The organism is Bacteroidota bacterium (assembly GCA_016715425.1).
Lineage (GTDB): Bacteria > Bacteroidota > Bacteroidia > Chitinophagales > BACL12 > JADKAC01.
In genome coordinates this window covers 240,450-265,145 of record JADKAC010000001.1, presented here as the reverse complement: position 1 = coordinate 265,145, position 24,696 = coordinate 240,450, and the positions used below count along the sequence as shown (strand labels likewise).

Sequence of the window (24,696 nt, the reverse complement as noted above, 5' to 3'; positions counted from 1 at the left end):
AAACCAATTATGCCACTTATAACTAAAAAAGAAATAGCTGAATTAAGCGATGTAAATCAAGAAAATTGTATTTCAATTTTTATTCCGACACATAGAGCAGGCAAAAAAGTATTGCAAGGAGAAGATACACTAGTTCTAAAAAACCAATTAAAAGAAGTCAATAATAAGTTGACAAATAAAGGTTTCTCTGCTGGGGATATTAAGAAAATAATGGCACCTGTTCAGCAATTAATCGATGATACTTCATTTTGGCGGGAACAATCTGATGGTCTTGCAATTTTTATAGCTGAAGGCTTTTCAAAAGTTTATACACTACCTGTGCATTTCCAGGAATATAATTATGTTTCAAATTCCTTTTATTTAAAACCTTTGATGCCAATGTTTGTTGGGGATGGAAATTTCTATTTATTGATGCTTGAAAGAAGCAATGTAAAGTTATATGAATGCACTCATCATAGTTTCACTGAAATCAAAATTGATGATTGTATACCTGAAACGAAACAAGATGTTGTGGGTTATGATTATGAACAAAAAAACCTGCAATTCAGAACGGGACAAGCAGGGCATGGGGCTATGTATCATGGCCAGGAAGCAGCTACCGGGAAACAGAGAAATGAAATCAAAAGATATTTGAGAGCAATAAATGATGGACTATCCCCACTTTTAAAGAAAGATACCATTCCCATGCTGATTGCTGCGCAAGACCCCCAATTTGATATCTACAAAGAAGTAAATACTTATCCCAATGTAATGGAAGAAAATTTAATGGTCAATTTTGGAGATACCGATATTTATGAAATCCATGAGTTAGCGTGGGAAAAGATGGCTTCTGTATTTGACCAGAAAAGAAAGGATAAAATAGCACTCTTCGCCGATGAGCAAGGCACAGGCAAAACGGCTATCGGAATAGATGAAATTATACCAGCCGCCATTAATGGAAAAGTTGATGCGTTATTTTGTGAAAATATATCAGATATTTTTGGCAACTATAAAGAAGAAAATGGTACTATAACTGTCACCCAAAGAGAGGAAGATGACAACACGATATCCTTGATGAATGTAGCAGCGGTAAAAACATTTTTAAATGGTGGCGAAGTGTATTTATTAGATAAAGAAGAAATGCCAAATTCTAATTCCAGAATCAATGCTTTGTATAGATTTTAATTTTGTATAAATATAATAATGGAGACCAAGAATTGAAGTCTTTGAAAAATCGGTTCAGATATATTCTATTAAAAACGATTTGATTAAAAAAATGGAATAATTTGCAACTTCGGAAGAAGTGAAAAAGTTTTTTTTTGTTAGGTATTTCAACATTACAAAAGCATTAAAAAGAAGAAAAATATGAATGAGGATAAATCAAATCACAATCCGCTTATATGCGACATAGAAACCGGAATGTGCGAAACCACTATTGAAAATGATGATAGTGCAGCTCAAAGCAATATACAAGCAAAGGAGAAATCCTTGAAACTATTATATTACACCGATCCAATTTGCTCATCATGCTGGGGAATAGAACCGCAAATACGAAAACTTAAATTGGAATATGGAAATGCTATTGACATAGACTATAAAATGGGCGGTTTATTACCAGATTGGAGTTACAATAGTGGTGGTATTGGTAAACCTTCAGACGTAGCGTCTCATTGGGACGAAGTAAGTGTGCATTACGATATGCCTATTGATGGAGATTTATGGTTAGAAGATCCGCTTGATTCATCTTATCCGCCATCCATTGCTTTTAAAGCTGCACAAATGCAAGACGAAGAAAAAGCCCGTTTGTTTATGAGAGAAGTCAGGGAAATGGTTTTTCTGAAAAAGAAAAATATTGCGAAATGGGAACATTTAGCTTCAGCAGCTAAAACTGTAGGACTTAATGTTGAGCAATTGAAAACCGATTATGAAGGCAAAGCAAAAATTTTGTTTGAAGAAGATTTAAAATTAGCTAAAGAACTTGGAGTAAGAGGATTTCCAACTATATTCTTCATGGATAATGCTGGCAATATGGAAACGGTTTATGGCTCCAGACCTTATGCATTTTATGAGATGGCCATTCTTAAATTAAATCCCAATACAAACAAAAGCGAATACAGTAAAAATTGGGAAACACTTTTTTCAAAATATCATACGCTTACAGCAAAAGAGTATGCTGAACTTTCAGGAACACCAAGAAACGAAAGTGAAAATAAATTGAATGAACTTTCTGAAAAAGGAACATTGAAAAAATTTACAACAAAAAATGGATCTATTTGGTCAATTAAATAATAATCAATTTAAACTTTAATATAATGGGAAAATACACAAGCTTATCTGTAGCCATTAATGACCTTACAAAAAAAGGTTATACTCATAACTTTAATATAAAAGAAGATTTTATAGAATGTCCGGAAAACCAATGTCAATTAAAGCCTGATGATTTTGAAATTGATGAAAAACACCGATTTCAAGAAATGTCTGATGTTGATAATGAAAGTGTTTTATATGCCATTTCCTCAACAGATGGTAAGATAAAAGGTCTTTTGGTAAACGCTTATGGCGCTTATGCAGATTATGCATCGTTCAAGTTGATTCAAAAACTTAACAGACCTGATAGGTAGTTTAAAAAAAGTGTAATTTGCATTTAGTTCTTGGGTGAACAGAACTTATAAAAAGGACCAAATGAGCTTGAGTAATTATATTATTGAATAAGAAAAACGAGTACGGATTTATCCGGCATAACAGAAATTAAAAAAAACTAAATTATGGATTATACAGAAAATATTACAGGAATAAAGATTAATGTTCAAGCAGTGGATATTATTATAGAAGACGACGTAAAAGACACGATACGCAAGAGTATCACACGCCTTAGTCGATTTTCTGACAAAATAGAATGGGCAGATATTTACCTTGAGGACAAAGCGGAAAAGGCAACTCAGCAAAAACAAGTGAGTATAAGATTAGGTGTTCCAGGTAATGACCCTTTCGCTTCATCGTATGGAGATAATTTCCACGCACTTTTAACCGATGTAGAAGACAAATTGCGAAAACAATTGGAAAGGTTATAATATTATTTGCAATCGTATTCTTGAAGCAAAATGCAAATAGAGTACACGTGAAGCAATAACATATTTAATTGTTATTGCTTCACCAAAATTGCTCCCCAAAATGCGGGTAAAATAATGTTAACTTTTTTACCGGTGAAAGTATATTCAGCGCCTTTGTTTAGCACATCTTTATAGTTACCATTCAGTACTTCTCCTATTGCAATTTTTTTTGTATCTGCATTATTATTTAATACCACAATTATTTCCTGCGCATCATTATTTCTTTTATAGGCAAACACATTTTTTTTATCATCCAATATCAATGATTCAAAATTACCTGTATTTAATGCCTCATAAGTTTTACGGATAAAAATTAATGTGCGATAAAGATTAAACATTGCCACATCTGCTTCCACTTTATCGGGTATAATTCTTTTAGTGCCATCCGCATTAAAAACTTCGTCGTTATATTTTTTTTCACTCCATAACATCGGCTTCCTGCAGTCAGGATCATTGGCTCCCCACATACCCACTTCATCACCATAATAAATCATGGGCGCACCAACATACGTCATTTGAAATATCACCATCAATTTTTGAATTGCATATTCTTCCACTGTTGGTTTGCGTGTATTATAATCTGGATTAGTTGCTTTTGTTTTATTGAAATAATCTCCCCATGTACGGAAGCGGGCAATGTCGTGATTTACGATATAAGAAGTGAATCGCTGTGTATCATGACTATCAAATAAATTTTGTTGCACATAAGTAATATCTTTCGGAAATGCATTGCGTAATTCTGCTAATAAAGAATCAAACTCACTGACAGAAATTCTTTGCTCTTGATTAATAAAAAATTCGGAAGCTACCACAGCAAAACCATAATTCATTACAGCATCAAATTCATCGCCTTCCAAATAAGGTTTTACCACTTCAATTTTATCCACTACTTCGGCAGTTAAATATGCTTCGGGATTAATTGCCTTCACTAACAATCGCCACTGCTTCCAGAAATTATGATTCACACAAAACGCCACATCCAATCGCCATCCATCAATTCCATTTGCACGATTTCCATCCGGCATCATCCATCGTGCAGTGCAATCAAAAATATATTTTTTTGGTCCGGCAACAATACCATTTTCATCTTCCTTTATTTCAGGTAAATCTGGCACACCAAACCAACCTTCATATTGAAAAGTAGTACCTGCAATTGTATCATCCCAACTGTTTACAATAAACCAATCTTTATACTTTGATTGCTGTTGATTTAATTTCAAATCCTGAAAAGCAAAACTTGTTACTCCTAAATGATTAAACACACCATCGAAAATAATTTTGATATTACGTTGATGACATTCACGAATTAATTGCAGCATTAATTTATCTGCGGAAGTCCACTGCCAAGTTTTTGGATTAGTAGGATCTTCACTTGCAATTAATAATTTATCACCTTCCGGATCAGGTCCAAATGTAGGATCAATATGATGATACATAATCGCATCATATTTATGTAACGAAGGCGCCCAAAAAACAGGATTTAAATAAATTGCAGTTATTCCTAACTGATCTAAATAACCAAGTTTATCAATGATGCCCTGTATGTCGCCACCATATCTGCGCTTCTGCATATTCCACCAAATATCATGTCCTGATTCTTTTTCCCAGGGCTGCATTTCATACCAATCGCTAGTCCAGCTTTGCACTTGCCATTCACCACTTGTATCGTGTGGCCAGGCACCAATTATATCTGCATTCGTTGGATCATTCAATGTATCACCATTAAAAAATCTTTCTGGAAAAATCTGATACCAAACAGCACTCTTCGCCCATTCAGGTACATCCACTTCCTGCGCAAATATACTTGAGGAAATCAGCAGCAAAAAAATATTACAAATGCATTTCATTGTTTAAAGATTAGCTTTGTATTCTTGAATATGCGAATGAAAATACAACTTTTGTTTTTAAGTATTTCTCTCCTCATTATTGACTCTGTCAGTTCTCAAACACTACCATACACCAAACTTTTTGATGATACTAAAGTAAGTAGCATTTATATTTATTTAGATCCGGATTCCTTAGAAGATATTTATGATAATTTAGAAAATGAATATGAGCATACTGCATTATTTATTTTCGACGATGGAGTAAGTTATGATACAGTTGAAAATATCGGTTTCAGATTACGAGGAAATACTTCATTGAGTTCTGAAAAAAAATCTTTTAAAGTTTCTTTTAATACTTATGTGCAGGGACGTAAATATGAAGGTGTTGAAAAATTGAATTTATTGGGTATGCATAATGACCCGACAATGGTGCGTGAAAAATTATATTTCGATACATACAATGCGATGGGAATGCCACAGCGTCGTTCCAATTTTGTAAGAGTGTATTTGAATGATGATTACTATGGACTTTATACAAACATGGAGCAAATAGATGAAGTGTTTTTGAAGAACAGATTCGGAGATAATTCGGGAAATTTATTTAAATGTACATATCCTGCTGAATTAGATTACCGTGGTTCGAATGCATCTGCTTATATTGATCAGGGTTATGAATTAGAAACAAATAAAGAAGAAAATAACTGGGATGATTTAATTGAATTGGTTAACGTCATTAATAATTCTTCGGATGCAGATTTTGTTTGCGCTTTGGAAGAAGTTTTTAATGTGCAACAATATTTATGGATTTATGCTTTGGATATTTCTTCAGGGCATTGGGATAGTTATACGGGCAACATTAATAACTACTATTTGTATCATAATATCTTCACGGATAAATTCGAATTTCTTTCTTTCGATACTGATAATACATTTGGTGTGGATTGGTTGGGTTTCGATTGGACTGAACAAGATATTTATAATTGGCCAACAGGTTGGTATGATGTACCACTTGCAACAAGAGTATTGGAAGTGACCGAATACAGAAATCAATTCAGTACTTATTTAAAAATAATTAAGGACACTTATTTACAACAAGATTCTGTTGCAGAAAAAGTGTTTGCATGGCGGGATTTAATTGCAGAAGCTGCTGCGGAAGATGAATATCGCACTTATGATTGGGGATATACTTTTGATGATTTCTGGGATGGATTTAATACCAATGATATTGATGGACATACGCCTTATGGTATTACAAATTTTGTGGAAAGTAGGAATGCATTTACGGAAAATCAACTTGAAGAATATACCATGCCACCTGTGGTTTGGAAAATATCTCACGACCCGTTAGTACCTGGCAGGTTTCAAACTTTTACAATCAATGTAAATGTGGTTGACGATGGTGAAATCGAGTATGTACTTGCGCATTTTTATGCAAACGGAAATATCTTCGAAGATAATTTTATAGAATTATTTGATGATGGATTGTATGGTGATGCAATTGCTAATGATGGAATTTTTGGACAGGAATATCCATTTACAACCGGTGTAAGTTTTTTTGATGTTTTAATTGAAGTGCAAGATGCGGATGGAAATACAGGAGTTTATCCTCCATGTGATTACTATCGAATTAATATTGATCCTTCTGTTCCTTCAATTACAATTAATGAAGTTCTTGCAAAAAATAATTCAGTGATTACAGATAATGCAGGTGAGTATGAAGATTATATTGAGTTATATAATTGGGGTGAATTGCCTCAGGATATAACCGGATTTTTTTTAACCGATGATCCGGAAAATCCAAACAAATGGCAGTTTCCTTCAACCATAATAAATCCGGATAGCTATCTATTAATTTGGGCAGATGATGAAGTAGATCAAGGAGCATATCATACCAATTTTAAATTGAGTAAATCAGAAGAATTTATCGGACTTTATTCTCCGGCCACAAATTGGTTTGCAGTAGTAGATTCCTTTTCTTTTTCAGAACAAGCAGCAGATATTTCCTACGGAAGAATACCAAATGGTTTGGGAAATCTTGAAGTATTACCATTTCCAAGTCCAGGTTATAATAATGAACAAGACGATGCACCACCACCTGTAAATAATCCGGAATATCCATACCTTACTAATAACCCAAGCAACATTAATTCATCCTTGTTTTTTCAATCAGATGGCAATACCAGATATACAATATTTCTCACCGATATAGCAGGAAGAAATGTGGCAACGTTATATGATGGTTTGCCTGATAGTGGCATTGCAGAACTGCAGATTACAACATCAAACTTAACTAAAGGTGTTTACTTTGTTCATTTAAAAAGTGAAAAAGAAATCACAACACTTGCTTTGATAAAAATATAATATGCTTGCACCTGCTGCATCAGAAACTTAACTTTACGACACAACTTAAAACTATGGGAAGAGCATTTGAATACAGAAAAGAAAAAAAGTTTAAGCGATGGGATGCCATGGCAAAAAATTTTACGAAGGCAGGTAGAGAAATTTCAATGGCTGTAAAAGAAGGCGGCTCTGATCCCAACTCTAATGCAAAACTTAGAATGGCAATTCAAAATGCCAAAGGATATCAGATGCCGAAAGATCGAATTGAAGCTGCAATTAAAAGAGCTACTTCAAAAGACGAAGGCGATTTTGAAGAAATAGTATATGAAGGTTATGGTCCGCACGGAGTTGCAATGATAATTGAATGTGCTACAGATAACAGTACAAGAACGGTTGCAAATGTGCGAATGCATTTTAACAGAGGGAATGGTTCGTTGGGCACACAAGGCTCTGTAAATTTTATGTTTGATCGCAAAGGATTAATTACAATTGAAAAATCAAAAATTAATCTGGAGGAAATAGAACTGGACTTAATTGATGGCGGTGCAGAAGATATTCAGCAGGATGATGAAATGGTTTACATCTATTGTCCATTTACTGATTTTGGAACAATGGCGCACAAAATAGAAGAACTGCAATTAGAAATAAAACAAGCGGAGTTAGTTCGTTTGCCACAAACTAAAGTAAAGTTGAGTGATGAAGATCAGGAACAAATTTATAGTTTGATTGACAGATTTGAAGAAGATGAAGATGTGGTGAATGTATTTCACAATATGGAAGAAGAATAAATTGAAATTTTCAAAATAAAAAAAGCCGCCCAATCAGGCGGCTCTTTTTTTTCTTTAAACTTCGGAGATTAATTTGCCAATTTTACATTAGTGGCATTTTTTCCTTTACGTCCGTCAATGATGTCGAATGTAACTTCGTCATTTTGCTGAACCTGATCAATAAGGCCAGACTGATGAACAAAAATTTCTTCATTAGTTCCGTCTTTCACTATGAATCCGAAACCTTTGGTTGCATTAAAGAATTTGATTTTTCCTTTTTCCATTGTAATAAATAATAAAAATTAATAATTAATAATTCGTAAAGATAATAAAGTTATAGAGGTGATAAACGAAAGTATGCCTACTTAATTTTAAAACCTTTTTAAAATTTGAAATTGCGCATTAAATCTCCGGCCATGTTTCAGGATCCACTTCATTCATTATATTATAGATACAACTAAAAATGTCTTCAGTATTTGGTTTGCCAAAGTAATCTCCGTCGGAAGCATAAGCTGTACGATGCGCCTTTGCTGAAAGTGTTTTTGGAAAACTATCTAAATACCTAAACAGACTTTCATCTTTAAAAACCATATCTAACATATAAGCCGATGCACCACCGGGAACATCCTCATCAATAAATACCACTCTGTTTGTTTTACGGATAGAAGTATTTATAATTTCATTTGTATCAAAAGGCAATAATGTCTGCACATCAATTAGCTCAACAGAAATTCCAATTGCTTCCAACTGAACTATTGCCTCTTCAATAATGCGCAAGGTTGAACCATAGCTAACAATGGTAATATCAGTACCTTCTTTTAAAATTTCTGGAATACCTAAGGGCAATGTAAATTCAGAATAATTATCGGGAAGTTGCTCTTTTAATCTGTAGCCATTCAAACATTCAATAACAATTGCAGGCTCATCACTTTGCAATAATAAATTGTACATACCCGCAGCTTGTACCATATTGCGGGGAACACAAATACGCACGCCTCGACAGCTATGCAATATCATTCCCATCGGAGAGCCTGTATGCCAGATACCTTCCAGACGATGCCCTCTTGTGCGAATAATTAATGGTGCTTTCTGACCGCCCTTAGTTCGGAATTGCAATGTTGCAAGGTCATCCGTTATTGGTTGTAAGCCATAGATTAAATAATCCAGATATTGAATTTCAGCAATTGGTCTGAGACCTCGCATTGCCATTCCAATTCCTTGACCGATAATAGTTGCTTCACGAATACCTACATCAAAAATTCTGTCCTCACCAAATTTTTCCTGTAATCCCGCAAAGCCTTGATTCACATCTCCTATTTTACCTAGATCTTCACCAAATGCAATCAATTCCGGATAGCGATTAAAATTATTTTCAAAACATTTATTCAATATTTCAAATCCATTTAATTGAACAGAATTTTCTGAATACTCTGCCTTCACTTCATTAATTGCTTCTATTCTTTTATCTGATTGACTATATAAATAAGAATTATATCTGTCAGCATTTATATCTTCATATTCTTTAACCCAAGCTTTCAATTCATCTAATTGCTCACTAGATTCACCGGCACAAATGAATAATGCACGTCTTGCAGTTTTCATAATATCTCGACGAATGGGATCCATAGTACTTTTTAATTCCTGAACCAACTTTTCCATTTCATCAGTATGAGTTGTGGCAGAAATGAGCGCATTCAGTCGAATAAATAATACATCCATGTCGGTTTTAATAGACAAGATATGTTTGTTCCATGCATTTTTCTGGGCTTGTCTGGCGAAATTTTTTGCTTCTTCCACCATTAAATCCAAGGCGGCAGCATCCGCAAGATTATTGGCTATTATCCATTCACGCATTTTTTTAATGCAGTCAAATTCTGTTTCCCATTCAAGCCGTTCCTTTGATTTATATCTCTCATGCGAGCCACTAGTAGAGTGCCCTTGAGGTTGTGTAACTTCTTTTACATGAAATAAAACAGGGATATGTTCACGACGACAAAGACCAATGCCTTCTTCAAAAGTTTGCATCAATGCGGCATAATCCCAACCTTTAACTTCGTAAATCCTAATACCATTTCCATTTTCATCCAATTGAAATCCGGATAACACTTCAGAAATATTATCTTTTGTTGTTTGATATTTACGTGGTACTGAAATACCATACCCATCATCCCAAACAAATATTGCCATTGGAATTTTTAAAACACCGGCAGCATTCAGAGATTCCCAAAAAACACCTTCGGAAGTGGATGCATCACCGATAGTTGTAAAAACTACTTCATCACCATTTTCCGAAAAAGGAGTATTCTGTAATTCTTTTATAGACCTGTATTTTTTAGAAGCAAGTGCTAAACCTACTGCTCTTGCCATTTGGCCTGCGGTGGGTGAAGTATCAGAGGCGGTGTTTTTTAAGTTCTTCAGTTCTTTCCAATTACCGTTTTCATCTAAGCTGCGTGTTGCAAAGTGTCCATTCATTTGGCGGCCTGCGGAGTTTGGATCATCAATTACAGATGGAATTGCATATAGCTGAGAAAAGAATTCTTCCACTGTTCCCATCTCAGATGAAAAGATAAAAGTCTGATCCCGATAATATCCGGATCTAAAATCTCCTTCACGAAATTGACGAGCCATTGCTAGCTGGGCCACTTCCTTTCCATCACCAAAAATTCCAAATTTTGCTTTACCTGTAAGTACTTCCTTTCTACCTAACAAGCTTGCTTCTCTACTTATTAATGCTATTTTAAAATCTTCTAAAACCTCTTTTTTAAAATCTTCAAAGGTTAATTTCTCTATTGCTATTTTTTCCGGCATAATTTCTTAGATATGCTAACAAAGATAATTAAATGCGATTTGGGTTTTAAATATGTCTGTAAAACCACAGTAGATATAGTTTCATGGTATGGTTGTTGTTAAATTTTGCGCAGCTCAAAATGAAACTATAGGGCTATTTAAAAAAATTATTTTCAAACATAAAAATGTAATACAATGAAAAAACTGTTCTCAATTATTGCAATCGTCTCCTTTTCAATGGCAACTATATTTGCACAGGAATTAACAGAGGCAAACCCCAACGCACCTGAATTTAAATGGGTGGAAGAAACTCATGATTTTGGAACTATACCACAAAGCGTTCCGGTAACTAATAAATTTTATTTTGAAAACGTAGGTAAAGAACCGCTTATCGTAAGCAATGTGCAGAAAACTTGTGGATGTACAGTTACCGATTGGACAAAAGAACCTGTAATGCCTGGTCAAAAGGGATTTGTTGCTGCTGAATTTAATGCCGCTAAAGAAGGGCCCTTTACAAAAGCTATTACTGTTCAGTCAAATTCTAAAACACCAAATGTAAAATTGTATTTCAAAGGGACTGTTCAAAAAGCCGAGCAAACAGGCAGTGTTCCTGAACAAAAAACAATCTTTAATTCAGATAATTAATTTTTAACTTCTAATAAAAAGTCCGTAAGCATTAAGCTTACGGACTTTTTCTATTTTTGACACATGCCAAACATATCAAACAGAGGGCAAATAATGCCCGCATCACCTATTCGAAAGCTTGTACCATTTGCTGAAAAAGCAAAAATCAGAGGTATGAAAATTTACCATTTAAATATTGGTCAACCCGATATAATCACTCCTCCGGAAATGATTGAAGCGGTTAAAAAAACTGATCTTCAGGTAATTGAATACAGTCATTCGGCAGGGAATGAAAGCTATCGTAGAAAATTAGTGGATTATTATAATTCATGCGGTATTAAATTGAATCACCATAATATAATGATTACAACAGGTGGTTCTGAAGCGATACAATTTGGAATGCTGAGTTGCTTAGATGCTGAAGACGAAATAATTGTACCTGAACCCTTGTATGCGAATTATGTGGGATTTTCCACTGCTGGCAATATTCATATTAAACCTATTACTTCTTCTATTGACAACGGTTATGCATTGCCGCCAATCGAAGAATTTGAAAAACTGATTACACCAAAAACAAAAGCGATTCTAATTTGCAATCCGAATAACCCAACAGGATATTTATATTCAAAGAGTGAATTGCAACAGTTAAGAGATATCGTTATCAAACATGATTTATTTCTTTTTGCGGATGAAGTGTATAGAGAGTTTGTGTATGATGGCGCCGAACATTTTTCAGTATTAAATCTTGATGGATTAGATGAGCATGTAGTATTGATGGATTCCATTTCCAAAAGATATAGTGCATGTGGTGCAAGAATAGGTGCATTGGTTTCCCGCAATAATAAATTTATGGAAACAGCTTTAAAGTTTGCGCAGGCAAGATTAAGCCCTCCTACTTTAGAACAAATTTTGGCAGAAGCATTTACAGAAGTGCCCGCTACTTATTTTGATTCTGTAAAATCCGAATATTTAATTCGTCGTGATTTATTAGTACAAAGATTAAATGCAATGAAAGGCGTAAAATGCCCAACACCGGGCGGTGCTTTTTATGCAATGGCTCAATTACCTATTGATGATTCCGATGTTTTTTGTCAATGGCTTTTAGAAGAATTTAATATGAATAATGAAACAGTAATGCTTGCACCGGCTACGGGATTTTATAGCAGCCCCGGATTAGGAAAACAAGAAGTGCGAATTGCTTATGTACTGAAACAAAAAGATTTAAATAGCGCCATGGATTGTCTTGAACAAGCTTTGAAAGTATATCCCGGACGCACTGTTTGAATGGTGAGTGGTGAATAGTGAATGGTGAATGGTGAGTAGTGAGTAGTGAATGGTGAATAGTGAGTGATGAGTGATGAGTGATGAGTGATGAGTAATGAGTTTTTCAATATTGAATTTTATTTTGCTAAAAGCTACAAGCTAATCGCTAATAGCCATTATATAAAGGATGAGTTTTGTTTTATCAATAGTCAATGTCAATAGTCAATAGCCAATAGCCAACAATCAATAATCAAATAAAATAAAAACCAATCGAAATTGATCCTTACCAGCATATCCTTAGGCAATCTTATTATTACCGAACCGATGACGAGTCTTACAGATGTATTCCTAAGTGTTATCGCTTTTATTTTATTTTCCAAAGTAAAAAAGAATTGCACAAAAGGATTTTTCTTCAACTCCTGGGCATTGTTTTTTTTATTTATGGGCATCAGTACTTCCATAGGCACATTTGCTCACGGATTTAATGAGGAATGGGGCAGTAAAGTGCATAATATTTTATGGATGCTGATGAATATTAGCGTGAGTATGGCGGTGTTTTTTAGTATGCAAGCCACTATCATTTTTATTGGTGCAGAAAAGTTTTGGAATCGTCTTTTTTTAATTATTAATATAGTTATCCTTATAGGCTTTGTAATTGCAACACTCGCCTGGAATAAATTTGAAATACTGAAAATCCACACAGGTATTGGTGTCGCATTAATTTTTACAACGCATGTTATTGCAACGATTAAAAACCATTTTGGTAGCGGTTGGATAGTAGCGGCATTCAGTTTATCATTACTTACTCTTCTCATTCATTCTTATCAAATCTCTGTAAGTGAATGGTTCAACTTTAAGGATATTAGCCATGTGTTCATGATGATGAGCTTGGTTTTAATTTATATCGGTGTGTATAGAATGAGCCGAAATACAGATCTGTCTTTCCGTAGAGAAAACTTAACTAATTAAAAAAAATATAAACTTCAAACTGATTATTCATCTGCATTTTTTTGAGAATGAATAAAAGATATAAATTCTATTTATAAGTACCCGGGGCGGAATTGAACCTGCCTGACTGACGTCAGTCAGGCAGGCTCGCACTACCTTTATCTGCTGAATATTTTCTTAAAAAAATTTTTCCGCTTGCATGCTTCAAATATTTTTCATGTGACCTTGCTTCAATGCGTGTTGCAAACTCTTTGGTATAAATTAGGTGATATGGCCTGTTAGGTTTTGTTGTTCTTTCATAACCATTATTATGTCTTTCTATTCTTGCTTTTATATCAGAAGTAAGCCCTACATAAATGTAGTTTCTTACTGTGCTTTGTATTGCATCAACAATAAACATATCTTTTATTTATTGTACCCGGGGCGGGAATTGAACCCGCACGGACATCGCTGTCCACAGGATTTTAAGTCCTGCGTGTCTACCAATTCCACCACCCGGGCAACAAAGAACTTGAATTAAATTCCCTCCTTGAAAGAGGGAGTTTGAGTGGACTTTGAGCGAGAGACGAGATTCGAACTCGCGACCCCGACCTTGGCAAGGTCGTGCTCTACCAGCTGAGCTACTCTCGCAATTGGAGTGCAAATATAAACCACTCGTGCTAAATCAAAAAACCAAAATGGAATTTCATGGTTTTGTATATTCTAAATGTATTTTTGCGAAACAAGTTAAATAACAATATGAAAAAAATAATTGAATGTGTTCCGAATTTTAGTGAAGGTCGGAACATGGATATCATTAAAAAGATTACTGACGAAATTGAAAAAGTGGAAGGCGTTACATTATTAGATGTGGATCCGGGTAAAGCTACCAACCGCACTGTGGTAACTTTTGTTGGCGAGCCTAGGGATGTGGTTAAAGCAGCATTTGTCGCTATTCAAAAAGCGGCAGAATTAATTGATATGCGCAAACATACCGGAGAACATCCGAGAATGGGAGCTACTGATGTATGTCCATTTGTACCTGTTGCGAATGCCACTATGGAAGATTGTATTGCCTGTGCAAAAGAGTTAGGTGAAATGGTAGGTGAAAAGTTAGGTATTCCTGTGTATTTATATGAAAGTGCTGCAAGTAATGATCAAAGAAAAAATCTTGCAAATATTCGTTCGGGTGAATATGAAGGAATAAATAAAAAAATTACAAGCCCTGAATGGAAACCAGATTTCGGTCCTGCAACATTTAATGAGCGCAGTGGGAATACTGCTATCGGTGCACGTGATTTTCTGATTGCATTTAATGTGAATTTAAATACTACGAGTATAAAGCGGGCAAATTCTGTAGCCTTTGATGTGCGTGAACAAGGCAGAGTTGATCCATCCGGAAACAAAGATGCAAACGGTGAGGTAATTCGCATTGCAGGAAAATGTAAAGCAGTAAAAGGCATTGGTTGGTTTATAGAGGAATACGGAATTGCACAAGTATCCATGAATTTAATCAATACAAATATCACCCCTGTGCATATAGCATTTGATGCGTGTGTTGAGAGTGCATATAATAGAGGTATGCGTGTAACAGGAAGTGAGTTGGTTGGATTAATTCCATTGCAAAGTATGATTGACGCAGGAAAATATTTTTTGCAAAAACAACAGCGATCTACAGGTGTAAATGAATCAGATTTAATAAAGATTGCAATTAAGTCTATGGGCTTAGATGAATTATCTCCATTTAATCCTGAAGAAAAAATTATTGAATATAAACTTGCCGGAAAAAATAGACATGGCAAATTAGTGAGCATGCCATTGCATGTATTTGCTGGTGAAACTGCAAGCGAATCTCCTGCACCTGGTGGTGGTTCCGTTTCTGCGTATGTGGGAACATTGGGAGTTTCTTTAGGTATTATGGTGGCAAATTTATCCTCACAGAAAAAAGGATGGGAAGATAAACTTGAATCATTTTCTTCATGGGCTGAAAAAGGACAACAAATTAAAGACAGATTATTACACATGGTAGATGAAGACACCAATTCTTATAATGCAATTATGGATGCCTTTACATTACCAAAATCAAATGGAGAAGAAAAAGAAATTCGCAAAAATGCAGTTGAGAAAGCTACAAAATATGCGACGGAAGTTCCTTTCAAAGTAATGGAAATATGTTATGAAAGCATGGATTTGTTGCAGGCAATGACAGCAGAAGGCAATCCAAATTCAATTACAGATGCAGGTGTTGGGGCCTTGTGTGCAAACACTGCTGTAAAAGGTGCGTATCTGAATGTGAAAGTGAATGCCAAGGATATAAAGGATAATGAATTTGTAGAAGACATTCTTCAAAGAGCTGAAAAAATTGCAGTGGCGGCAGCAGAAAAAGAGCATATTATTATGGCTGCATTAAAAGCAAAATTCAATTAGTATTTTATTTTTTAAATACGGCAACAAACATTGTATCTGCTCCCTTATCAGAATAAGTGAGATATTGAGTGCTTTGCAATAGTAGTTGTAATTCGTTTGAAATATATTCTACGTTGTTTTCATTTTCAACTTTATAAACTGAGCAAGTGATATAAAGTAATGCGCCTCCTGTATTCAATTTTGTAACGATATTTTTTAAAATACTTCTTTGCAATTGTGCGTAGAAATTAATATCAGCAATATTAAAATGTTGCAGATATGCAGGGCTTCTCCTCCATGTTCCCGAGCCGGTACATGGTACGTCCGCAATGATTCCATCACACATTGGTATTACATTTAAATCAACATCATCTGTACTTAAATTAAGATGTTGCACATTAATATTATTATAACCATGTCGTGCAAGACGTTCCTTGTAATTTTCTAAAATAGAAAGTCTGGAATCCGATGCAAACAGATTCAGATTTTTCATTTTCTCCAACAGTAACAATGATTTTCCACCAGAACCGGCACAGCAATCCCACCATGTGGAATTTTCTTTTGGTTGCATAAATGCAATTGTTTGTTGCGAAGCAAAATCTTGTATTTCAAAAAATCCATTCAGATATGCCTCGGTATCAGTAAGCGGATATACGCCTTCTATTAACCATGTATGATCTGAAATTATTGAGTATTGTATATTTTTTTCTGTAAATGATTTTTCTAATTGTTCTCTATATTTTTGATTAACTCTAATAAATATTTCCGGTTGATAGAAATGTGATTTTATAAAAATATTTGTATCAATCTCATCACTGATTTCTAATTGAGCGGGAAAATAACCTGTATCGTCTAATTGCAATTTGCTTCGTATATTTTCAATGGAAACTTCATCTTCTAAATCTGGAATTTCTAAAGATGCCCTTGCAATTGTCGGAATCAACGCTGAGGCAAAATGCAATACTTGGTTTGTATCTATAAATGTATTATTGCCCAGAATTCTGTAATAATTATAAATAAGTTGTTTAAAATTTTTTCTGTCAGTGGAACCCATCACCTTATTCTGCTTGAAATATTGTTTTAAAACATATTCTAAAGGTGCATCACCATTGTATTGATTTATAAAATCAAGTGCTCTGTTTATTAATGAAAAATATCTGCTCACGATAATTATTTGTTGTGCATTAAATGTAAGCAGAAAATTACAGATATAATTTGTTCAAGGAACAAGAATGCAGATTGAAATAAAATCCTAATATCTTTACAAACTTCAAAAATAATTTCAAACTATTCATGCAAACTATTCCATTTAAATTCTAACCATGCAAAAAATAACTGAACAGGATTCTCACTATAATCAATTAGAAGAAATGAGTACTCGGTCTATTTTAGAAAACATGAATCGGGAAGATCGCAGCGTACCTGATGCAATTGAAAAAGTAATTCCTGTAATTGAAAAGTTAGTAGATGTGATTGCAGATAAAATGTTAAGCGGAGGCAGATTATTTTATATCGGCGCAGGTACTTCAGGCAGAATAGCAATTACAGATGCATCGGAATGTCCGCCCACTTTTGGCGTGCCATTTAATTTAGTGATAGGAATAATTGCAGGTGGTGATATTGCAATTCGTAAAGCGGTGGAACACGCAGAAGATAATATTAATGGCGGTTGGGAAGATTTAAATTTATATCAGGTACGTTCAAATGATGTGGTGATTGGTGTGGCTGCATCGGGTTCCACGCCTTATGTGGTTGGTGCTTTGCAAAAATGTAGAGAACATAAAATAATTACAGCTTGCATCACTTGTAATCCCGAAACTCCTGTTGCAAAACATGCAGACTATCCGATTGAAGTTATTGTAGGTCCGGAATTTATTACAGGTTCTACACGATTAAAATCCGGTACTGCGCAAAAATTAGTTTTGAATATGATTTCCACTGCAACAATGATTAAACTCGGAAGAGTGAAGGGAAATAAAATGGTTGATATGCAACTTACGAATGATAAATTAATTGATCGTGGTAGTAAAATGATTGCAGACTCACTTGAAATTGAATACGATAAAGCAAAAGCATTATTATTAAAAGAAGGTAGTGTTCGTTTGGCAATAGATAAATATAAAAAATAATTTTTTTGCAAACATTTTATACAACTATTGTATTTATACAACATAGCTATTACCTTGCGTTTTGAAATATGCAAAATCTCGAACCATATTATAACTGGCTTGAATATTATTCTTCGGAAGCAGATGCATTGAGTCCTTTCCATGGCAAAGAATACAGCGAGTTTGAATTCAGCAATACCATTTACAATTATTATATCCATCCGCAATGGGATGATTTCGAATCCAGTACTTTATATCTGAAAGTATTATTTGCAGATTACGATGATGGGTTTGTAATCATTGAATTGATTGGCGAATGGAATGACTGTTTGCACAACGATATTATGCTTCTAAAACGCAATGTCATTGACGTATTTATAAAGAACAAAATCAATAAGTTTATTTTAATCGGAGAAAATGTCTTAAACTTTCATACGGATGATGATTGCTATTATGAGGAATGGTTTGATGAAATTGATGATGGATGGATTGCATTATTAAACTTTCGTGATTTTGTAGAACATGAAATTAAATCTGCTCATCTTGATCAATATATGTTGATGGGATTTCCGGTAAATGATATCAATTGGCGGAAGTACACACCAGATAGTCTTTTTTCATTTATTGATGAAATGACAACCAAACGTTTGCAGCCACCTTCCAGAAATATTTAATTTACTATATGTAGATTTTAATTGTATTATAAAAAATCAAAAATATTTTTTTTATACCTCAACGATAAATTTTACTCTTATTTAATGCATCCTGATATTTCTTAGCATTGCGGTTATGCTCCTGCAATGTAACTGCAAAATTATGGTAGCCTGAAAAATCTTCTTTCGCACAGAAAAAGATATAATCATTCTTTTCATAATTCAACACTGCTTCCAAATAATTTCTGGGTGGCATACATATCGGTCCCGGTGGAAGGCCGGTATATTTATAAGTATTGTACGGCGAGTTCACCGACATATCTTTTTTCAATATTCTCTGAATAGTAAAATCACCGAGTGCAAATTTTAAAGTAGGATCTGCTTGTAAAGGAATATTTAATCGCAAGCGATTCATATACACACCGGCAACTCTTTTTGCTTCATCAGCTTTTTTTGTTTCAGCATACACTATAGATGCAAGTGTATATACTTCCTGTGGCGTTAATCCAATAGAAGCCGCTTTATCTGCACGGTCTCCTTTCCAAAATTTTTCATGCTCTTTCAACATGCGTTCTACAAATTCCTCGGCAGAAGTATTCCAATAAAATTCGTAAGTATCAGGAATAAAAATGGTGAGAATATTTTCCTGAGAAATAAATAATTTTTTAAATATAGTTGCAGTATCAAAATAAAAAATAAACTCTAATGAATCTGCTTCAATACTCTTTGCAAGTTTTCCGGCTAATTGCTCTTTGGTAAAAACATTATTAAATGTCACCATCACTGGTTCTTGTTTTCCACTGCGCAATAAATTAATAAGCGCATTATTACTCATACCTTCTTCAATAAGATATTTTCCGGGTATTACCTTACTAAATCTTTTTTTCTCTGCTGTCCACAAAAAAGTATTTGCATTATTTATAATTTGTTGATCTTTTAAATGTGCCGTTAAACCGGCAAGGTCAGTACCCGTAGGTACATATAGATAGGTACTTTCCTCTGTAGTAATCACATTGGATTTAAATACTCTATTATACACATAATACGCTGCAATTGCTGTGATTAGCAAAACAACAATTACAATTATCCACCAAGTACGATATGTTCGTTTATTCATAATCAGCAGCAAAAATACATTTGTTAAAAATAAAAAACTCCGACACCCTTTTGGATGCCGGAGCTTCTATATAACCACTAAATGACTGCTATTCATAATTTGTATCGTAAAACACAATATTAATTTCAAAAAATGCCCCCGGGTTTAAGCATTCAGTGATAATTTCAGCATCTTCCAAAGCACACATTGCATAATTTTCGAGAAATATATTTTTTGATTCCACATCCTGAATCTGGATTTTATTCTCTTCATCCACAATAAAAGTTATATGGACAGTTCCATTCAGATCTGCATCAAAAAATGATGTGCAATTACTCATCAGGTATTTAATTTCTTCGGGATATGATTTTGCTGCGCAATTTGCATCCGGGCCGGCAAATGTATTACCTGTAATTAATAATCCGGCAACGATTAGTAAGAAAGTAGTTTTCATAATTTTAATTTTTAAAGGGTAAAAAATAAACCTGCGATTTGTATAGCAAATAAACAGTGAGTTGTCTTATGATTTGTTTAAATCCTATTAAATAAAATTCAGTTTGTGTTAAGTATTTCGCTGGTTAGTTAAATGGGAATTTCTTTTGTTAAGTAGTATTAAAAGTCCCGCTCGTGAACGGGACTTAATTGTACAAACCGAGATGACAATCTATTTGGATTGTACAAAATCAATTACTACTGCAAATGTTTTTCCGATTAAAGATTCTTTCGCTTGCATAAACACACCTTCCAAAGATTGTTTGATATGATATTCAGATAAATAGTCATTGGCTTTAATGCTTACTACATGTATGCGATTGTTGTCGTCAACCGTGAGTCGCACATTCGCTTCGCCAGTTAATCCAAGTGATTCTACCAATATGTTATCAGTAACAATTTCGTTTACTTGGCTTTTAATTTCTTTTTTATTTCCATCATTAATACCGCCTGGTGTATTACCTGCATGTGCTGTTATAGATGCGAAAAGGATTGTTGAGATTAATAAAGTTTTCATTGTTTAGTTTTTTTTAAAATTTGAGTTACAGCAATTAGGCGCACAGGTATAATCGAATGTTACACCTGATGTAAAATAAGTTGTGTTAAAGAATGTTAAGCCTTTTTCGAAGGCTTTTCCCAGATAAGTAGAGGACCGAATAAAGCAAAAAAGAGAATGCCACTTAATGTTTCAAACATGCATTCAGTGAGAATAGAAATAGAAAGAATGAGTAGAAAAAAAAACAACATATATCTGCGGCTCCAGTATGCAACGTGTAATAATGCGGCAAGCGCAATACAAAACATCAGTAATGCAGGCCAACCACCATCCACCACTAGTTGTAAATATTGATTGTGCGTATTGTACCGTTCATCTACACCTTTTTGAAAATTATTTTTTGCATAATACTCCACTAATTTATCAGTGGATACATCAGCGCCTACACCCTGCCAGTTGGAATCATTAATTAATTGCCAGGCAGATAACCATTGATACTGACGAGACAACACACTGTTGTCGTAATTCACTTCATTATAATTAAATAACATACCTACTCTTGTGCGTATATCTTTATTGGAAAGTGCAATTGCAGATAATAGTACTAAAGCAAGAATTAAATAAGTTATTGCAAGTTTAAATTTACCTTGTTTCTTCCCCCAATACACAAACATCCAGATAAGAGAAATCCCACCAATCAGAATTGCAGTTTTTGCAGTAAGTATTAATAAGTAAACAAACATAATTGCCAAAGCAATTAAATAAAATATCCTCTGCTTTTTTTCAAGTTTAGAATTATTTCTAAAAAAATCAATCCCGGTAATTACGATAGCGAAGTTGATATACATACCAATATAAGAAGGATGCATTGTAGTGAACCTCACTAATTCTTTATAGAAAAAATGAGAAACGCCATGCATTAAATAATTTAAGATTGCAATAACAATTGAAACAAGAATAAAAACAAGACATGAAAAAACAAACAAGCGAAGCATTCTGCGAAATAACTTTTCGCCGGGAGGTTTTAAAAAGAAAAATAATAAAGGAGTAGCAAACAGATATAACTTTCCCGACACATCCTTCCATGCAAGTGATTGATCGTTTGCAATAAAAAAACCGGGAAGAAATGCAAAAAATATCAAACACCATAATAACATTTCCGGATTGCGATTACCCGACTTAACTCCACCTGAAAACAGCAGTGCAATTACACCGGCCATGCCAGCAAAAGTGAGCGGAAAGGAAGCAAATATTTTATGAAAAGGCAATACGAGAATTGTTGCAAACACAAAAAAATAAAATACTTTATAAATAAAGGAAGTGTCGGGAAATATATTTGCCAAACGATTTTTCAAATGCACTTATTAATCTGTAAATATATAATTAAGTGCCTTTAAATTTTATTACTACACCAATAGTGCGCAATACAATCCAAAGATCAAGAGTGAATGAACGGTGTTTAATGTAGTATAAATCATATTGCAATTTAATCAGCGAATCTTCACTGTCGGAAGCGTATTTATGATTCACCTGAGCCCAACCTGTTAGCCCGGGCTTCACTGCATTGCGCAATTTAAAAAAAGGAATTGTTTGTGATAATGCATCTACAAATATTTTACGTTCAGGTCTGGGTCCAATTAAATTCATTTCACCTTTTAAAATATTCCAAAACTGCGGCAATTCATCCAATCTTGTTTTGCGCAGCCATCTTCCAATCTTTGTTATACGAGGATCATTGAGCGAAGCAAACTGAGGTCCTGAATTTATTTCCGCATCAGGTATCATCGTACGGAACTTAAATATTGTAAAAACAGAGCCATTTTTGCCCACTCTTTCCTGAGAATAAAACAAAGAGCCTCTGCTTGCTAAAAGATTTAATACATAAATCATAAACGCTATAGGAATAAAAATTACACCTGCAATAATTCCACAGATAACATTTATAATACGATTGGTAACTGTATAAAATGCATTACTTTGAATGATACGATATGGATTCGCAAGATAATATTCATTGTTCCTGAATTTCACCATTACTTTACCTGTTTGCTCTTCATAAATATCAAAGGCATAGGAAACATGTGTTCCATAATTTTCGCAATCTACCAATGCCCCCACCAACTGACTCTTTAAACTTTCATGCTCGGGGATTGCCATAATAAGTTCATTAATTTTTAATCGCCGCACAAATTTGTATAACATATTGCTACCGCCCAACACTTTTAAATTATCAATGGTGCGTTGTTGTTTTTCTGCATCATCATCAATAAAACCAAAAAAATAATATCCGGTGTTATGATATATTTTTTCATTTTGAGTTAATGTTTTTACTAACTCTCTGCCTGTCCAACCAGCACCAATTACTAATGCCCGTTTTACAAGAATGGGATGTTGAAACACAAGCGAATACACCACACGCCAGATTAATAACAAAATTACCATTGTACCTATCAGCACAAAAGCAGGCATTCTGTTTAATGGTAATGTAGGGCTGATGTAAGGAATAAAAATGTAAGTGATGCCGGTAAGTGTTGCAGTAATAATTGTATTCTTAATTATCTCCGCAGTTTTATTTAAGCGAGAGATTTTATACATATCAAAGATAGCAGCATAAAAATACCAGAGTATCACAATAGCAAGTGTCCAAATAACATTATCAGTGAAAGTGTAATAACTTTCAAAAGCAGTAGGATGGAAAAAACGCAGATATAGAAATAAAGAAAGTAGGATGAGCAATGTGTCCACTACAATTAAAATATTCTTTCGAATAAATAAACGATAATCGTATGTATTGGAGTTAGCCATGCATTTGCCAGTTATGCAAATTTAAGCTTTCCGATTCCTGTGTGATGGAATTACAATGAGTAATCCAACATTTGATTGTAATCTGGCGTATCCGCAGAGCTGTGATATTTATATTGTTTTACAATTTTTCCTTTATGTAAAAGAAATAATCCCGGCATTTGATAGATATCACCATCCACACCATTAAAAACAATACGCTTGGAAAATGCAAGCCATATCCATCGTGTAATCACTTTAATTCCTAATAGCTGAAGAAATTTACCCCGATGTAATTTGAATCGTTTGTAAAGCATACTTTCAGGATCACTGATTTGATCTACATCTTGTAAATTAAAATGTTCCAGATATTCCGCTGCAACTTGGGGTTCCGTCATATATACTAACAGTAACCGAATTCCTTTTTCTTCAATCAAATGTTTATGCTCACTCATATATAATAAAGTCTCCTGGCAAAACGGACAACCGAAGTGACGAAGGAATACCATAAGTGTTGGTGATTTATTACTTATCGCCAATAAATTCTCACCCTTAATTGTATCAAATATTTCTAAAGGATAAGAATCTGTGCTGAATGTTTCCATAAGCGTGCTATCAGAAAAATAATTGCGATGATAAGTGGCACGTAAACCAATAATTAAAGGAATCACCCAGGGTACATGATTTAATAAAACAAATGGCAAGTAATCTATAGAAAAAATATTTTGATAATAACCAATTACAAACCCGAAAACAATACTTAAATGGAATAACAAATTGATTAACAATATCAACCAATTTTTATACGGATCAAATGCAGCGATGAGTAAAGCAAATCCAAGAATAAGTGTTGTAATACTTACCATGTCCCAAAAAATCATGGAAGTTGAATTAGATTTGATTAAAATAAATTGCATCAAATTAGGAACAACTAAAACTAATATTCCCCATAAAATAAAATACAATGCGGATATAAATAATATCGCATTCAATTTATCTTTTAATTTATTAAATTCTATCATTATATACTTTGCTCAACAG

At 34.0% G+C, this 24,696-nt stretch carries 23 protein-coding genes and 2 tRNA genes; 12 read left to right on the top strand and 13 right to left on the bottom strand.

The window, feature by feature from the left end:
- Window positions 1-9 precede the first annotated feature (9 nt).
- The 4 genes from IPN31_01100 (at window position 10) to IPN31_01085 (ending at window position 3,050) form a co-directional block, all read left to right on the top strand.
- The gene (locus tag IPN31_01100; GenBank protein MBK8680514.1) at window positions 10-1,164 is read left to right on the top strand and encodes a hypothetical protein; all 1,155 of its coding nucleotides are present in this window, start codon (window positions 10-12) and stop codon (window positions 1,162-1,164) included.
- Window positions 1,165-1,344: 180 nt separating this feature from the next.
- A complete protein-coding gene (locus IPN31_01095) occupies window positions 1,345-2,268 on the top strand; it encodes a DsbA family protein (GenBank protein ID MBK8680513.1) in 924 nt (307 codons plus the stop codon).
- A gap of 23 nt (window positions 2,269-2,291) precedes the next feature.
- Entirely contained in the window at window positions 2,292-2,600 is a 309-nt protein-coding gene (locus IPN31_01090; protein ID MBK8680512.1) for a phosphoribosylpyrophosphate synthetase, read from the top strand.
- Between the two features lie 144 nt (window positions 2,601-2,744).
- Window positions 2,745-3,050, top strand: coding sequence for an HPF/RaiA family ribosome-associated protein (locus tag IPN31_01085; GenBank protein MBK8680511.1), 306 nt, complete (start codon window positions 2,745-2,747; stop codon window positions 3,048-3,050).
- A gap of 71 nt (window positions 3,051-3,121) precedes the next feature.
- On the opposite strand, the gene IPN31_01080 is transcribed toward IPN31_01085, so the two are convergent.
- Window positions 3,122-4,936, bottom strand: a complete 1,815-nt coding sequence (locus IPN31_01080; GenBank protein MBK8680510.1) for a glycoside hydrolase family 13 protein — start codon at window positions 4,934-4,936, stop codon at window positions 3,122-3,124.
- Window positions 4,937-4,972: 36 nt separating this feature from the next.
- Here IPN31_01080 and IPN31_01075 point away from each other — a divergent pair, with 36 nt between their 5' ends.
- Window positions 4,973-7,276 carry a CotH kinase family protein gene (locus tag IPN31_01075; GenBank protein MBK8680509.1) on the top strand — a complete coding sequence of 768 codons (2,304 nt, stop codon included), beginning with the start codon at window positions 4,973-4,975 and terminating at the stop codon, window positions 7,274-7,276.
- A 53-nt stretch (window positions 7,277-7,329) separates the two neighbouring features.
- Complete coding sequence (locus IPN31_01070) at window positions 7,330-8,043, top strand: YebC/PmpR family DNA-binding transcriptional regulator (protein MBK8680508.1); 714 nt, start codon at window positions 7,330-7,332, stop codon at window positions 8,041-8,043.
- A 68-nt stretch (window positions 8,044-8,111) separates the two neighbouring features.
- Here the strand turns inward: IPN31_01070 and IPN31_01065 are convergent, their stop codons facing one another.
- The gene (locus IPN31_01065) at window positions 8,112-8,306 is read right to left on the bottom strand and encodes a cold shock domain-containing protein (protein ID MBK8680507.1); all 195 of its coding nucleotides are present in this window, start codon (window positions 8,304-8,306) and stop codon (window positions 8,112-8,114) included.
- A 118-nt stretch (window positions 8,307-8,424) separates the two neighbouring features.
- Window positions 8,425-10,830: a transketolase gene (locus tag IPN31_01060; GenBank protein ID MBK8680506.1), complete on the bottom strand. Its 2,406-nt coding sequence runs from the start codon at window positions 10,828-10,830 to the stop codon at window positions 8,425-8,427.
- 174 nt (window positions 10,831-11,004) lie between these two features.
- On the opposite strand from IPN31_01060, the gene IPN31_01055 reads away from it, so the two are divergent.
- The 3 genes from IPN31_01055 (at window position 11,005) to IPN31_01045 (ending at window position 13,665) form a co-directional block, all read left to right on the top strand.
- Entirely contained in the window at window positions 11,005-11,454 is a 450-nt protein-coding gene (locus IPN31_01055; protein MBK8680505.1) for a DUF1573 domain-containing protein, read from the top strand.
- 63 nt (window positions 11,455-11,517) lie between these two features.
- A complete protein-coding gene (locus tag IPN31_01050; protein ID MBK8680504.1) occupies window positions 11,518-12,717 on the top strand; it encodes a pyridoxal phosphate-dependent aminotransferase in 1,200 nt (399 codons plus the stop codon).
- A 255-nt stretch (window positions 12,718-12,972) separates the two neighbouring features.
- Window positions 12,973-13,665, top strand: a complete 693-nt coding sequence (locus IPN31_01045) for a hypothetical protein (protein MBK8680503.1) — start codon at window positions 12,973-12,975, stop codon at window positions 13,663-13,665.
- Window positions 13,666-13,777: 112 nt separating this feature from the next.
- Here the strand turns inward: IPN31_01045 and IPN31_01040 are convergent, their stop codons facing one another.
- From IPN31_01040 to IPN31_01030, 3 genes are all read right to left on the bottom strand, one after another.
- Entirely contained in the window at window positions 13,778-14,044 is a 267-nt protein-coding gene (locus IPN31_01040) for a GIY-YIG nuclease family protein (GenBank protein MBK8680502.1), read from the bottom strand.
- Between the two features lie 15 nt (window positions 14,045-14,059).
- Window positions 14,060-14,145 (bottom strand) — tRNA-Leu (locus IPN31_01035).
- A gap of 56 nt (window positions 14,146-14,201) precedes the next feature.
- Window positions 14,202-14,274 (bottom strand) — tRNA-Gly (locus tag IPN31_01030).
- Window positions 14,275-14,382: 108 nt separating this feature from the next.
- On the opposite strand from IPN31_01030, the gene ftcD reads away from it, so the two are divergent.
- Window positions 14,383-16,050, top strand: coding sequence for a glutamate formimidoyltransferase (gene ftcD, locus IPN31_01025; GenBank protein ID MBK8680501.1), 1,668 nt, complete (start codon window positions 14,383-14,385; stop codon window positions 16,048-16,050).
- 4 nt (window positions 16,051-16,054) lie between these two features.
- On the opposite strand, the gene IPN31_01020 is transcribed toward ftcD, so the two are convergent.
- Window positions 16,055-17,194, bottom strand: a complete 1,140-nt coding sequence (locus IPN31_01020) for an RsmB/NOP family class I SAM-dependent RNA methyltransferase (protein MBK8680500.1) — start codon at window positions 17,192-17,194, stop codon at window positions 16,055-16,057.
- A 157-nt stretch (window positions 17,195-17,351) separates the two neighbouring features.
- Between IPN31_01020 and murQ the strand changes: the two genes are divergently transcribed.
- Window positions 17,352-18,158: an N-acetylmuramic acid 6-phosphate etherase gene (murQ, locus tag IPN31_01015; GenBank protein ID MBK8680499.1), complete on the top strand. Its 807-nt coding sequence runs from the start codon at window positions 17,352-17,354 to the stop codon at window positions 18,156-18,158.
- A 68-nt stretch (window positions 18,159-18,226) separates the two neighbouring features.
- A complete protein-coding gene (locus IPN31_01010) occupies window positions 18,227-18,811 on the top strand; it encodes a hypothetical protein (protein MBK8680498.1) in 585 nt (194 codons plus the stop codon).
- Between the two features lie 58 nt (window positions 18,812-18,869).
- On the opposite strand, the gene mltG is transcribed toward IPN31_01010, so the two are convergent.
- The 6 genes from mltG to IPN31_00980 all read right to left on the bottom strand — a co-directional run bounded on the left by mltG (window position 18,870) and on the right by IPN31_00980 (window position 24,677).
- Window positions 18,870-19,907 carry an endolytic transglycosylase MltG gene (mltG, locus tag IPN31_01005; GenBank protein ID MBK8680497.1) on the bottom strand — a complete coding sequence of 346 codons (1,038 nt, stop codon included), beginning with the start codon at window positions 19,905-19,907 and terminating at the stop codon, window positions 18,870-18,872.
- An 88-nt stretch (window positions 19,908-19,995) separates the two neighbouring features.
- Entirely contained in the window at window positions 19,996-20,340 is a 345-nt protein-coding gene (locus tag IPN31_01000) for a hypothetical protein (protein MBK8680496.1), read from the bottom strand.
- 210 nt (window positions 20,341-20,550) lie between these two features.
- On the bottom strand, window positions 20,551-20,895 hold the full coding sequence (locus tag IPN31_00995; GenBank protein MBK8680495.1) for a hypothetical protein: 345 nt from the start codon (window positions 20,893-20,895) through the stop codon (window positions 20,551-20,553).
- A 95-nt stretch (window positions 20,896-20,990) separates the two neighbouring features.
- A complete protein-coding gene (locus IPN31_00990) occupies window positions 20,991-22,217 on the bottom strand; it encodes an O-antigen ligase family protein (GenBank protein ID MBK8680494.1) in 1,227 nt (408 codons plus the stop codon).
- A 40-nt stretch (window positions 22,218-22,257) separates the two neighbouring features.
- Window positions 22,258-23,679, bottom strand: a complete 1,422-nt coding sequence (locus IPN31_00985) for a sugar transferase (GenBank protein MBK8680493.1) — start codon at window positions 23,677-23,679, stop codon at window positions 22,258-22,260.
- A 50-nt stretch (window positions 23,680-23,729) separates the two neighbouring features.
- Entirely contained in the window at window positions 23,730-24,677 is a 948-nt protein-coding gene (locus IPN31_00980) for a redoxin domain-containing protein (protein MBK8680492.1), read from the bottom strand.
- Window positions 24,678-24,696 lie beyond the last annotated feature (19 nt).